The 12,947-nt window shown below is 70.7% G+C and carries 11 protein-coding genes; 4 read left to right on the plus strand and 7 right to left on the minus strand.

Annotated elements, in window-relative coordinates:
* Positions 1 to 227: 227 nt before the first annotated feature.
* On the minus strand, positions 228 to 968 hold the full coding sequence (locus ACIBF7_RS39080) for a class I SAM-dependent methyltransferase (protein WP_397199368.1): 741 nt from the start codon (positions 966 to 968) through the stop codon (positions 228 to 230).
* Between the two features lie 90 nt (positions 969 to 1,058).
* Here ACIBF7_RS39080 and ACIBF7_RS39085 point away from each other — a divergent pair, with 90 nt between their 5' ends.
* Positions 1,059 to 1,370 (plus strand): antibiotic biosynthesis monooxygenase, encoded by a 312-nt coding sequence (locus tag ACIBF7_RS39085; protein ID WP_219550912.1) that lies wholly within the window; start codon positions 1,059 to 1,061, stop codon positions 1,368 to 1,370.
* Positions 1,371 to 1,522: 152 nt separating this feature from the next.
* Positions 1,523 to 2,374 carry a GNAT family N-acetyltransferase gene (locus ACIBF7_RS39090; protein ID WP_364233716.1) on the plus strand — a complete coding sequence of 284 codons (852 nt, stop codon included), beginning with the start codon at positions 1,523 to 1,525 and terminating at the stop codon, positions 2,372 to 2,374.
* 58 nt (positions 2,375 to 2,432) lie between these two features.
* Here ACIBF7_RS39090 and ACIBF7_RS39095 read toward each other — a convergent pair whose 3' ends face one another.
* On the minus strand, positions 2,433 to 3,209 hold the full coding sequence (locus ACIBF7_RS39095) for a PhzF family phenazine biosynthesis protein (protein ID WP_364233713.1): 777 nt from the start codon (positions 3,207 to 3,209) through the stop codon (positions 2,433 to 2,435).
* A gap of 166 nt (positions 3,210 to 3,375) precedes the next feature.
* Between ACIBF7_RS39095 and ACIBF7_RS39100 the strand changes: the two genes are divergently transcribed.
* Positions 3,376 to 3,759 (plus strand): cell division protein SepF, encoded by a 384-nt coding sequence (locus ACIBF7_RS39100; protein WP_148035150.1) that lies wholly within the window; start codon positions 3,376 to 3,378, stop codon positions 3,757 to 3,759.
* A 95-nt stretch (positions 3,760 to 3,854) separates the two neighbouring features.
* Here the strand turns inward: ACIBF7_RS39100 and ACIBF7_RS39105 are convergent, their stop codons facing one another.
* From ACIBF7_RS39105 to ACIBF7_RS39125, 5 genes are all read right to left on the minus strand, one after another.
* Positions 3,855 to 5,186, minus strand: coding sequence for a hypothetical protein (locus ACIBF7_RS39105; RefSeq protein WP_364233708.1), 1,332 nt, complete (start codon positions 5,184 to 5,186; stop codon positions 3,855 to 3,857).
* 118 nt (positions 5,187 to 5,304) lie between these two features.
* Positions 5,305 to 7,032 (minus strand): arginine--tRNA ligase, encoded by a 1,728-nt coding sequence (argS, locus tag ACIBF7_RS39110; protein ID WP_364233702.1) that lies wholly within the window; start codon positions 7,030 to 7,032, stop codon positions 5,305 to 5,307.
* Positions 7,029 to 9,479 (minus strand): HAD-IC family P-type ATPase, encoded by a 2,451-nt coding sequence (locus tag ACIBF7_RS39115; RefSeq protein WP_397199501.1) that lies wholly within the window; start codon positions 9,477 to 9,479, stop codon positions 7,029 to 7,031. The genes argS and ACIBF7_RS39115 overlap by 4 nt, the downstream gene beginning before the upstream one ends.
* A 114-nt stretch (positions 9,480 to 9,593) precedes the next feature.
* Positions 9,594 to 10,601 (minus strand): phosphate acyltransferase PlsX, encoded by a 1,008-nt coding sequence (gene plsX / locus ACIBF7_RS39120; protein WP_271279787.1) that lies wholly within the window; start codon positions 10,599 to 10,601, stop codon positions 9,594 to 9,596.
* A gap of 77 nt (positions 10,602 to 10,678) precedes the next feature.
* Entirely contained in the window at positions 10,679 to 11,254 is a 576-nt protein-coding gene (locus ACIBF7_RS39125; protein WP_271279788.1) for a DUF1707 domain-containing protein, read from the minus strand.
* Positions 11,255 to 11,426: 172 nt separating this feature from the next.
* Here ACIBF7_RS39125 and ACIBF7_RS39130 point away from each other — a divergent pair, with 172 nt between their 5' ends.
* A complete protein-coding gene (locus tag ACIBF7_RS39130; RefSeq protein ID WP_271279789.1) occupies positions 11,427 to 12,740 on the plus strand; it encodes a KamA family radical SAM protein in 1,314 nt (437 codons plus the stop codon).
* Positions 12,741 to 12,947 lie beyond the last annotated feature (207 nt).

Genomic DNA, 12,947 nt, shown 5'->3' on the forward strand with positions numbered 1-12,947 from the left:
GATGGTACTGCACTCGGGAGGGTGTGGGAGAGTAGGTCACCGCCGGACAATTTTCATATGGGAAAGGCCCCGACAGGTTCTGTCGGGGCCTTTCTTTGTTTAGGAGGGTTTCGATGCTTCGGTCTCGGGGTGTTTCTTGTGGGTGAGCCCTGAGGCTTCGGCTTCGGGGCTTTCCTGTTTCTGGGGCCTCGGCGTGATCGCCGAGGCCCTCGCTGGTTCACGTGCCTTCACCTGGGAGAGGCGATCAGAGCGAAGCGGTGAGAGCGAGCACGGAGGGCATGCCCCGCCTGCATCCGTTCGTGCAAGGTGCGCAGGGCGGACTCGTACGTCCGCACATCGAAGTCCGGTACCTGCCACGGGACCACCCGCAGGAACTGGACGACCGCACCGATGTCGCGGAACCGGGCTGGAATGAACGACTCGGCCTGCCAGGTGACGGCGAAGCCGGCCTTCTCAAGGCCAGCGATGGCGCGCTCCAGATCCCAGTGATGGTGCGGGTGCGGTGGGGCGGCCAGGGCCTCGTTGAGCTCTGCCAGGTCGCAGCCACCCACCTGCTGAGTGAGAAGGGTGCCGTGCGGCACCAGGACGCGGAGGACCTCATCGGGGTCGTAGGCGTGATGCCGACTGACGACGAGCTCGAAGGAGCCGTCCGGGAACGGCAGCGCGTTCCCGTCGACGGCCGCCACCTCGACACCGAGAGGCGTCAGGCGTTCCCTGGCGATGGCGACGTTCGGCGGGTGCCCTTCGGTGGCGGCGGTGCGTGCCGGCAGCGGGGCGAGCGACGACAGGAACTCGCCGCCTCCCGTGCCGATGTCCAGCAGGGAGCGCACGCGGGGGAGGCGTTCCCGTACGACTTCCTCGTAACTCCATGGCGGGCTGCCCGTGACGTAGCGGCTGGCGAAGGCGTTGAAGTCCCAGCCGCCGATCGGGGCGGCGAGCGCTTCCGTTATGAGCGTGTCGTAGTCCACGGTCCCATCGTCGCGGACCTGGCCGCGGGCTCAGGGCGGTGTGCGGGGTTTGTGCGGGAGGTGCGAGGAGGGCCGGGCACGCTCGTCGGTATGAGTGCAGAGAACACGAAGAAGCCCGTCATCGCCATCACCCGATTCAAGGCCAAGCCGGAGGACTCCGAGGAGGTGCAGGACAGGCACGCCACTCTGGCGTCCACGGTGCGGTCCGCGGTTCCGGGGCTGGAGGAGGCGAGGCTGGGGCGGACCGAGGACGGGACCTGGGTCGGCGTCTGGCGGTGGGACTCCCAGGAGAGCCTGCGGAAGGCGCAGGAGCTGGCGCACTCCCTTCCGGAGGCGGAGAAGGCGTTCGCGCTGGCCTCCGACGTCACCGGAGACACCTTGGAGCTGCTCCAGGAGTCCTGATCCCCCGACGTCACCGGGAGACCGCGGAGTTGCCCCAGGAGTCCTGATCCCCTAGTGAGCCCCCATCTCGCGTCATCGCGGGGTGGGGGCTTTTCGCGTGGGAGGCGGATACCGGGATGCGTCGCCGGGCGAGGGTGGGCGAGGATGGCGGGATGATCGTGACGTGTTACGGCGGTCCCCGGGATCTGCGGGCCATGCAGGAGCTCACCGGCCGGATCTGGTCGCCGCGGGCGCGCTGGCACGCCGGCGACCTGGCCTGGGGACGGCTCCAGCACACCGGGCGGGAGCCGGAGTGGCCCACCATGCTGTGGCGGGCCGATCGGCGGACCCTGGCCTGGGGGTGGATCCACCTGCCCGGATATCTCAACCTGGCGGTCGACCCCGAACGGGCCGAGCTGGCGCACGACGTGCTGCGCTGGTTCGAGGAGATCGTGCCGGCCGGAGAGCGGCAGGTCGAGGTGTCGAGCGGGGAGCCGCACCTGGTCGCCGCGCTGGAGGAGCGCGGTTACGCACGGGAGAAGGACGGGCCGTTCTTCGTGCAGATGGTACGAGACCTCGACGGTCTGCCCGAGCCGGAGCCGCCCGCGGGGTTCCGGCTCGAAGCGGTGCGTGACGTGCCCGGGCGGGTGGCGGCGCACCGGGCGGCCTTCCACCCGTCGCGCGTCTCCGAGGAGAGCTACGCGGCCGTCCGCGCGGCCTGGCCGTACCGGAAGGACCTCGACTGGTGCGCGATCGGGCCCGACGGCGGCACGGCCGCGTACTGCCTGCTCTGGCTCGACGACCGCGACGTGGCGCTGATCGAGCCGGTCGGCACCGTGCCCGCGCACCGGGGCAAGGGACTGGCCAAGGCGGTGTGCCTGGCGGCGCTGCGCGCGGCACGGGCGGCGGGCGCCAAGCAGGCCGTGGTGGCGCCGCGCGGCGACGACGGGTATCCCGTACCGGCACGTCTTTACAGCGGGCTCGGGTTCCGCGACACCGCGAGAAGCCTCCTGTTCATCCGCTGATATCAAATTGCAACTGGACGTCAGGTGAGAACTGCTGTTATACGGGCAGGCCAGTGATTCAGGAGGGAGGCTGGAGTTGCATGGTGCCCGAGACAACAGTGACCGCGTGGCCCGCGAGGTGCACGCGATCACCGGCGAGGGTCACCCGCACCAGCCCGCCCCGCTCCGACAACTGGGCGCCGGTCAGCGTCTCGCGGCCGAGCCTGGCAGACCAGTACGGCGACAGAGCGCAGTGGGCCGAGCCCGTCACCGGGTCCTCGGGCACGCCGACCTTCGGCGCGAAGAACCGGGAGACGAAGTCGGTCTCGGTGCCCCGGGCGGTGACGATCACTCCGCGTGCGTCGATCGCCGCGAGGGCGTCGATATCGGGCCGCAAAGCCCTCACGGTCTCCGCCGAATCCAGCTCGACCAGCAGGTCGAGGGCGCCCTTCGAAACATGCACGGGGGTGGCGCCGAGTGCCTTCTCCAGACCTTCGGGAACTGTGGTGGCAGTCACTTCCTTGACCGGAAAATCCATCGTGATCATTCCGTCCGGTTGGCGATTCACCGTGAGCGTTCCGCTCGCCGTGGCGAATTTCACCGGGCCATGCGCGACGCCCGTCGAATACAGGACGTGCGCCGTGGCGAGGGTGGCGTGCCCGCACAGCGTGACCTCCACCTTCGGCGTGAACCAGCGCAGCGAATCACCCAGCAGGAAGGCGGTCTCCGACAGCTTCAGCTCGGCCGCGACCGACTGCATCCACACGTCGGGGACCCGATCTTCCAGCAGGCACACGCCTGCGGGATTACCCTGGAAAGCTGTGTCGGTGAAGGCGTCGACGATGAACAGGCGCATGAGCCGATGCTATAGGGGGCCAGATATCGGGGTGAAACCAGGACGCTAGCCGTACAAAATGGAATTAGTGCTGGGCGTGTCGCATGGCGAACGCGGAATCGTCGGTTACCGTCCAATGTGTCGGGACGTGCCGATTGCGGTGAGTTCCTGAGGAAAGGACAAGCCGATGGGGGCAGTGCGTAAGGTTGCGGGTTACCTGGGCCTGGGCGCGGTTGATCAGTATGACGAGGCTTATGACGACGACGGGCAGTACGAAGAGGAGTACATGCCTGCCACGGAGCGGGCGGCGCGCCGGTGGCGGGCCACCATCGAGTCGTCACGGATCGTGATGGTCCAGCCGCTGAAGTACAACGACGCACCGTTGATCGGCCAGTATTTCCGCGACGGCCAGACGGTGATCATGGATGTGACGGGCATGGCGATGCCGGAGGCGACGCGCATGGTCGACTTCGCCGCCGGTCTGGCCTATGGCTGCGAGGGGCGGATCGAGCGCATCGCCGACCGCGTCTTCCTGCTGGCGCCCGCGCACGTCGAGATCGAGACGACCTGACCCGCGCCAGGCCACGTGCCGGCGCGGGCGGGGAGTCGGCACGGCCTGCGCGGTCCGCCGCGGCCGAGGCTGTGGGCGGGACAGGCGATGATCGATCAGGCCGCGCGGGGGCCGCGGCGGATCAGGCGGGTGATGTCGGTCGCGTCTTCCGCGGCCTGCTTGGCGCGGCCTTCGGCCTCGCGGGCGTAGGCGTGCAGGGCCCACACCGCGCCGTCGGCCAGCTCCCTCAGCTCGCTCACCTGCGCCGCGACGTACGCGGCGTCTGACAGGACGCGCTCGCGGCGCTGCCAGAGCAGCCACCCGGCCAGCGCGAAGAGCACGACCCCGGCGGCGGCCGTGACCGGGTGGGTGAGGAAGGCGGCGACCAGGCAGGTCAGCCCGCCGAGCACCAGCAGCCCCGGCGCCCACGGAGCGCGGGGCAGGGCCGGCACGGCAGCGGAGATGGCCGCTTCGGCGACGGCCAGCGACTCCTCGTCGGGGCCTTCAGGGCGGAGCTCGACCCGGTGGCCGAGCAACGACACGGTGACCGACGGCGGCGGCTCCAGCCTGCTGTCGGACTCCAGTTCCTCCGCGACGCCACGCAGGATGGGCGCCGCGACGTGCAGGGCGATCGCCGTCAGGTGGGGGTCGGAGCCGGGGCGCAGGTCGTCGAGCAGGTGGGAGTCGAGCGAGGCCTGCGGCCCGGGTGGCCCGCTCAGCCCGATCATGGCGCGGAGCACGGCCAGCGGCTCGTCCTCGGCCCAGGTGGCGGCGGGGGTGGCGCCGGAGTTGGCGAGCGGCGCGGCCGAGCCCTGGTCGGACTGGCGGGCCGAGGTGATCTCCTCGCAGCGGGCCCGCAACCGGGTCAGCCGGGCGGCGGCCTGGGCCGGCCTGGCCAGCTCGGGGATCTCCGCCATCTCAGGGAAGTCGACGAGCGAGGCGGGCACCACCACGGACGGCTCGCCGGGCACGAGCGCCTGCACCCACTGGCGCGGGTCGGCCTGTTCCTGCACAGCGAGCGCGTCGAGCTTGCGCAGCACGAAGATCTTGCCGGCGGGGCCGTAGGCGCCGCGGGCGGCGGCCAGCCAGAGCGCCCGCTGGCCGTGGGAGACGGGCCGGTCGAGTGAGAGGTCGCCGAAGGCGGTGCCGAGCCAGGAGGCGTGGATGCGGCTGCCGTGGCCGGCGACGGCCAGCGCCAGGCAGAGGAAGACCGCGGTCTGCTGCTGGTCGCGCGAGGCGGCTCTGCTCAGCGGCTCCAGCGGGTCGTCGCCGGCGAGGATGGTCACCAGCGCCTCGACGGCGGGCGGCAGCCAGTGGCCGGGGATGTCGGTGAAGCCGGGTGGTGCGGGGGGCGCGCTGCCGTTCGCGGCCAGGTGCGCCAGCAACGCCTCGGCGTAGCGCCGTAGCTCGTTGGCTGCTTGGGGGCTCGCGGTCAGGTCCGTGCTCAAGGCAGAGAACTCCCCCAATTCGGCCTCAGTTCATGACCCCGTAAAGGGTAACCCGCGTGGCACGCCTCCGAGGCGGAGGCGCGCCACAGCGGAACGGGGACTTTGATCGAATCGCCTGTTACATGCGCTCGGGTACGGGGACGCCCAGAAGGTCGAGGCCCGTCTCCAGCACGCGCAGCGTCAGCGCGCAGAGCGCCAGCCGTCGCGCGCTGGTCTCCGGGTCGACGCCCTCCTTGGTGACCGGGCACTCCTCGTAGAAGGTGCTGAACAGGCTGGCCGCCTCGAACAGGAACGCGCACAGCCGGTGCGGCTCCGACTGGGCGGCCACCTGCTCCAGCGTCTCGCCGAAGCCGAGCAGGTGGAGGCCCAGCGCGCGCTCGGCGGGCTCGCCCAGCACGATCGGACCCGTGGTGTCGTCGGGGGAGCGGCCCGCCTTGCGGAAGATGGACCGGATTCGGGCGGTCGCGTACTGCATGTAGGGGCCGGTGTTGCCGGTGAAGCCCAGCATGCGGTCGAAGTCGAAGACGTACTCGCTGTCGTGGTTGACCGACAGGTCGGCGTACTTCACCGCGCCCATGCCGACGGCGTGGGTGATCTCCTCGCGGGTGGCCTGGTCGTAGCCGCGTTCGGCGATGGCCGCGGACGCCCGGTCGATCGCCTCCTGCAGCAGGTCCATCAGCTTGACGGACTCGCCCGAGCGGGTCTTGAACCGGCGGCCGTCCTTGCCCAGCATCATGCCGATCTGCACGTGCTCGGCGGAGACCGAGTCGGGCAGCCAGCCGGCCAGCTCGGCGGCGGCGAACACCATGCGGAAGTGGAGCGCCTGGTCGGCGCCCACGACGTAGAGGATGCGGTCGGCCTTGAGGTCGTGCACCCGGTAGCGGATGGCGGCCATGTCGGTGGAGGCGTAGCCGTAGCCGCCGTCGCTCTTCCTGACGATGAGCGGCAGCGGCTTGTCGTCGGAGCCGGTGAAGCCGGGCGGGAACACGCAGAGCGCGCCCTCGCTGATCGTGGCGACGCCGGCCGCCTCCAGATCCTGGCAGGTCTTCTCCAGCATCGGGTTGTACATGCTCTCGCCGGCGAGGTCGGCGTCGGTCAGGGTGACGCCGAGCATCGTGTAGACCTTGTTGAAGTAGCGCACGGTGGCGTCCATGAAGACGTGCCACAGCCGCATGGTCTCCGGGTCGCCCGACTGGAGCGTGGTCACCCGTACGCGCGAGCGCTGCTTGAACGACTCGTCGCCGTCGAACTTGGCGCGGGCGGCCTGATAGTACTCAGTCCCCTGGCCGGCTTCGAGCTGGGCGACCGCGGCCTCCTCGCCGATGTCGAGGAGGTGCTCGATGAGCATGCCGAACGGGGTGCCCCAGTCGCCCAGGTGGTTCTGCCTGACGACGTGGTTGCCGAGGTGTTCGTGCACCCGGGCCAGGCAGTCGCCGACGATGGTCGTGCGCAGGTGGCCGACGTGCATCTCCTTGGCGGCGTTGGGCGCCGAGTAGTCAATGACGACGGTCTGCGCGGGGGCGATCGTGGCGACGCCGGAGCGCGGGTCCTTGAAGACGAGGGACGCCTGGGACTCGATCCACCCGTCGTCGAGCGTGATGTTGAGGAAGCCCGGGCCGCTGACCTCGACGGCGCCGGGGAAGTCGGACAGCTCGGCCCTGATCGACTCGGCGACCTCCCGCGGGGCTCGTCGCAGCCGCTTGGCCAGGCTCATCGCGACGTTCGCCTGGAAGTCGGCGAACTGGGAGGGCCGGATCAGCGGATCTGCGTCGGCGTACTCGGCGCCGAACGCGGACGCCAGCGCCTGCTGGACGCGCTCGGTGAGCACTTTCTGCGGGTCGGTCATGTCCTAAGAGTACCGGCGACCTTGACCGCGATGCTGATGCCGGCGCAGGCCACGAGAGCGATGCCGACGGCGATCAGATCGTCGTGCGGACCGCCGGGGCGGAGTTCGAAGACCTCCCGTACGAACGGGCTCGCCAGGGCCAGCGCGAACAGCCCGGCCATGGCCGCGACCAGGGCCACCCGCCACCGGTCGAGCGGCCTGGCGACGAGGACGAGCACCCACCACGTGGTGAGGAAGAGCGCGAGCACGGCCGCCGTCCGCTGCTCCTCCAGCGTGCCCCCGGCCGCGGCACGGAACGCCAGCAGGACCGCGAAGGCGCAGATCACCCCGGCGGGCACGGCGAACCTGAGCACCCGGGGCACGAACCCGGGCCTGGCCCGCTCCAGCGTGGGCGCGAGCGCCAGGAAGAGGGCGGGCAGGCCGATGGTGACGGCGTTCACCAGCGTGGAATGGCGGGGCGTGAACGGGAACATCATCCCCGCGACCCCGGTCATCAGCGACAGCACGATCGCGTAGAAGGTCTTGGTGAGGAACAGCCCGGAGACCCGCTCGATGTTGGCCAGCACCCGGCGGCCCTCGTTGACCACGTGCGGGAGGGCCGCGAACCGGTTGTCCAGCAGCACGACCTGGGCGACGGCCTTGGTGGCGGGGCTGCCCGCGCCCATCGCGATGCCGAGGTCGGCCTCCTTGAGCGCGAGCACGTCGTTGACGCCGTCGCCGGTCATGGCGACGGTGTGGCCGCGTTTGCGCAGGGCTGTGACGAAGAGTCGCTTCTGCTGGGGGCTGACCCGGCCGAAGACGGTGGCGGCGTCGAGCGCCTCGCCGAGCGCGTCCTCGTCGTCCGGCAGCGTGCGCGCGTCCACCGCGCGGTCGGCGCCGGGCACGTTGAGCCCGGCGGCGATCGCGGACACCGAGCGCGGGTCGTCGCCGGAGATGATCTTCACGCTGACGCCCTGCCGCTCGAAGTACTCCAGCGTCTCGTGGGCGTCGGGGCGGACGCGCTGCTTGAGCACGACGAGCGCCACCGGCTCGCCCTCCTCGACGCCGATCACGGACGGGTCCGTACGGGCGTCCTCAGGGAGGGCGTCCGCCGTGATCGGGTCCGTACGGTGGCTCGCGGAGTGTGCGTCCGCCGTGATCGGGTCCGTACGGTGGCTCGCGGAGTGTGCGTCCGCCGTGATCGGGTCCGTACGGTGGCTCGCCGGGGGGCGGTTGCCGTCCGGGAGCCGGTTCGTACGGCATAAGGCCAGGACGCGGGCGCCGGTGGCGGCGAGTTCCGCCGCCTGGGCGCGCTCCGGGGCCGACGGGGCGAGCAGCACGTCGGGGGCGCCGAGCAGCCACACCCCGTGCGGGCCGAAGTCGGCGCCGCTCCACTTGCGCTCGGAGGAGAAGGGCACGGTGGCCAGCGGACGCCAGCGCGCGGAGGGGAAGCGGTCGCTGATCGCGCGGGCGGTGGCGTTCGGGTGGCCGTCGGCGGCGGTCAGCGCGGCGAGCGCGTCGCCCACCGGGCGGCCCTCGCGCAGCGGCAGGACGCGGTCGAGCGTCATGCCGCCGGCGGTGAGCGTGCCGGTCTTGTCCAGGCAGAGCACGTCCACTCGGGCCAGGCCCTCGATCGCGGGCAGCTCCTGGACCAGGCAGCGGCGGCGGCCGAGCCTGACCACGCCCACGGCGAAGGCGATGGAGGTCGTCAGCACCAGGCCCTCGGGGATCATGGTGACGATCCCGGCGACCGCGCCGGTGATGGCGGTGGCGAAGTCGGCCGAGTTGCTCAGCTGGCTGTAGGTGAGCAGCGCGCCGATGGGGATGACCAGCCAGGTGATGTAGCGGATGAACCGGGCGACGCCGTCACGCAGCTCGGAGTGCGCGAGGTGGAAACGGCTCGCCTCCTCGGCCAGCCGGGCGGCGTACGCGTCGGTGCCGACGGCGGTGGCCCGGAACAGGCCGGTTCCGGCGACGGCGAAGCTGCCCGACAGCACCGGGTCGCCGGGCTCCTTGCGCACCGGGTCGGCCTCGCCCGTCAGGAGCGACTCGTCGACCTCCAGCCCGGCGGAGACGATCATCTCGCCGTCGACCAGCAGCGCGTCGCCGGGGCCGAGCACGATCAGGTCGCCGAGGACCACCTGGTGCGGCGGGACGCGCCGGTCCGCGCCGTCGCGGCGGACCGTCACGGGGCTCTCGCCGACCACGGCCAGCCGGTCCAGCGTGCGCTTGGCGCGCAGCTCCTGGACGACGCCGATCAGCACGTTGGCCACCATGATCAGGCCGAACACGCTGTCCTGCCACGCGCCGAAGACGAGGATGAGCGCCCACAGGACGCCGATGACGAGGTTGAAGAGCGTGAAGACGTTCGCCCTGATGATGGCGGCGAGCGACCGGCTGGACCGGCGCGGCACCACGTTCGGTCTCGCCCGTGCGACCTGCGCCGACGTGAGCCCGTCCAGCGACATGACTCCGTCCACCGCGAACCCCCCGACCTGCGGCAACGTCACTGAGCGGGTCTCCCCGCCGGCGTCGGTCCGCCTGATTCCCCTGATAGGCGGACGGGGATCACCCTACGGCTTTCAGCGTGATCTGTGGGCGCTTATCCGCTCGCCGATCCGGGACGTCAGCCCGCCCGCCGACAGGTCGGCGGCGAGCCGGCAGGCCGCGCTGACTCCTCTGGCGCTGGACGAGCCGTGCGCGACGACGACGGTGCCGTTGAGCCCGAGCAGCACCGCGCCGCCGTACGCCTCCGCGTCGAGCCGGCCGCTCAGCTCGCGCAGCCGGGAGCGCTGCATGAACGCGCCGAACTTGGCCATCCGGCTCTCGCTCACGGACCGCCGCAGCTCGTCGAAGGCGTAGCGGACGGCGCCCTCCATGGTCTTGAGCGCCACGTTGCCGGTGAACCCGTCGGTGACGATCACGTCGGCCCGCCCGGTCAGCAGGTCGTAGCCCTCGACGTTGCCGGCGAAGGTCAGCGCGGGGGCGGCGTCGAGCAGCTCGTGGGCTCGGCGGACGAGCTTGTTGCCCTTCTCCGCCTCGCTGCCGATCGTGAGCAGGCCCACCCGGGGCTCGGCGATGCCGAAGGCCAGCTCGGCGTAGGCGGCGCCGAGGTGGCCGAACTGGACCAGGATCTCCGGCTTGACCTCGGCGTTCGCGCCCGCGTCCAGGAGCAGCGTGGGGTGCGGCAGGGTGGGCAGCGCGACCGCGAGCGCCGGGCGGAGCACCCCCTGCTGGGTCTTGAGCCGCAGCTTGCCGGTGGCCACGATGCCCGCGGTCGAGCCGGCGGAGACCACGGCCGACACGTCGCCGCGGCGCAGGAGGTGGCAGGCGACCGCGATGCTGGAGCGGGGCCGGCGCAGGCTGGCCAGCGCGCCCTCGTCCATGGCGAGCGCCTCCTCGGCGCGCACGATGGGGATCTCGTGGGCCGCGTCGTGTTCGGCGAGTGACTCGTACAGCACGCGTGGCGAGCCGACGAGGACGACCGGCAGCCCGCGCTCGCGCACGGCGTGCACGGCGCCCGCCACGATCTCGTGGGGCGCGCGGTCGCCGCCCATGGCGTCGACCGCGATCGGCCTGCTGTCTGGCAAAAGTCACCTCGTACGGCGTGTCGCTTGGCCGTCCGAATGGTAGGCGAGGCCGTCACCAGGCTAACCGGCGGGCAGGACTAGGCGTCGCCGCTCAGGTTCCAGTCGTGGACGGTGCGGGCCACGACGACCTTGCCGAAGGTGACCCGGCCGGTCACCCTGATCACCGGGCCGTCGCCGTCGGGGGTGTTGTCGCCCGAGACCTGGCGCTTGGCGAACATGGCGCCGACCTCGTCGATGACCTGGGCGTTCGGCGGCACCCGGATGATCAGCTTGGCCGCGAACGCGCTGATGGAAAGGGTGATCTCGCGGCCGGGGAGCACGGCCTCCGACAGGTCGACGATGAGCGCGCCGTACGTGGCCGACAGGCGGGTGTGGCGGGAGGCGATCCAGCGCCCGCGCTTGACGACCTTGCTGAAGACGGCGTTGACGGTCTGCTCCGTCGCGATGGGCGCGGCGGCCGTGGAGGACCGGACCTTGGGCAGGTCCACGATCAGGGGCTCCAGCTCGCCCATGGTGCGAGCTTGGTAGGTGGCCTCGAGACGGTCGGCGTGCTCGGGGCTCGTGAGTCGTCCACTGGCGTAGGCCTCGTTGAGCAGCGCGGCGACCTGGTCGCGGTCGGCGTCGGAGGCCCGGAGGGCAGGGTCGTGGGTCACACCGCCAGTTTAGGTCAAATCAAGATATGTCGTGATTTCAATTCTCCCAAGAAACTTGGAGCACCCTCCGAACCATAGCCGCGGGCAGCCTACTCTCGGTATAAGAGCCATAGACGCGCGACGGGGGCGTGAGGTTTACATCCGATCGAACAAAAAAGACGGGAAAGGCCTAGTGATCTTGAACCAAGCAGGTACGCGACGCTTCAAGGCGTACACGTCCAAGCACCTCGACGAGCTCCTGCGACGCGCCGGGCTCGATGACGGGGAGCGGCTGAAGGTGCGGGCCGTGGCCACGGTGCTGCCCTTCCGGACGAACGCCTACGTCGTCGATGAACTCATAGATTGGTCGGCGGCGCCCGACGACCCCATGTACCGTCTCGTCTTCCCGCAGGCCGACATGCTGCCCGAGGCCGATGTGGCCCGGCTGGCCGACCTGCTCAAGGCCGAGGCGCCCAACGGGGAGATCCAGGCGGAGGCGAACAAGGTCAGAGCGCAGCTCAACCCGCACCCCGCCGGCCAGAAGGAGCTCAACGTGCCGCGCATCGGCGAGGAGCCGGTGCCCGGGATGCAGCACAAGTATCCGGAGACCGTGCTCTTCTTCCCGAAGCAAGGGCAGACCTGTCACGCCTACTGCACCTACTGCTTCCGGTGGGCGCAGTTCGTCGGCGACGCCGACCTCAAGTTCGCCTCCGACGACATCGACCAGATGGTCGCCTACCTCCGCCAGCATCCCGAGGTGACCAGCGTCCTGATCACCGGCGGCGACGCCATGATCATGGGTGAGCCGGTGATCAGGCGCTACATCGGGCCGCTGCTGGAGCTGGAGCAGCTCGAGTCCATCAGGATCGGCACCAAGGCGCTGGGCTACTGGCCGCAGCGCTTCGTCACCGACCCCGACGCCGACGCCACGCTCGGCCTGTTCGAGGAGGTCGTCAAGGCAGGCAAGAACCTCGCGTTCATGGCGCACTTCTCGCACCCGCGCGAGCTGGAGTCGCCGCTGGTCGAGTCCGCGGTGGAACGGATCCTGGGCAGCGGGGCGACGATCCGCACCCAGGCGCCGCTCATCAGGTCCATCAACGACGACCCGGCCGTGTGGGAGACCATGTGGCGGCGCCAGCACCGCATGGGGATGATCCCGTACTACATGTTCGTCGAGCGTGACACCGGTCCGCAGGACTACTTCGCGGTGCCGCTCGGCCGCGCGTACGAGATCTTCAGGGACGCGTACGCGAGCGTCTCCGGGCTCTGCAGGACGGTCCGCGGGCCGTCCATGTCGGCGACGCCGGGGAAGGTGTGCGTCGACGGCGTCACCGAGATCGCCGGTCAGCGGGTGTTCGTGCTCCACCTCATCCAGGCGCGGGACCCGTCCTTGGTGGGGCGGCCGTTCTTCGCGCGGTACGACCCGTCGGCCGTCTGGCTGACGGACCTGCGGCCGGCCTTCGCCGACGCTTTCCCGTTCGAGGTCGCCGCCTCGCTCGGGGCCTGAGGCGGTCAAGGGCGGCCACCGCAAGCGGAAAATCTGCGCCCCCGGCCCGTGACATTCATTTTGTCGAGCTCCTGGCGCGGGCCGGGGAAAGCGCACTTACGGACGCCGGAAGCGTCCATGGAATATCCGAATTAGCCCCCCTCTATTTCCCGATTTGTCTCCCCCTGTGTGACCCCTTTCGGGCTCGGTAACTTACCCACAAAGCCC

Origin of the sequence: Nonomuraea sp. NPDC050478, from assembly GCF_044458265.1 — a bacterium.
GTDB lineage: Bacteria > Actinomycetota > Actinomycetes > Streptosporangiales > Streptosporangiaceae > Nonomuraea > Nonomuraea ferruginea.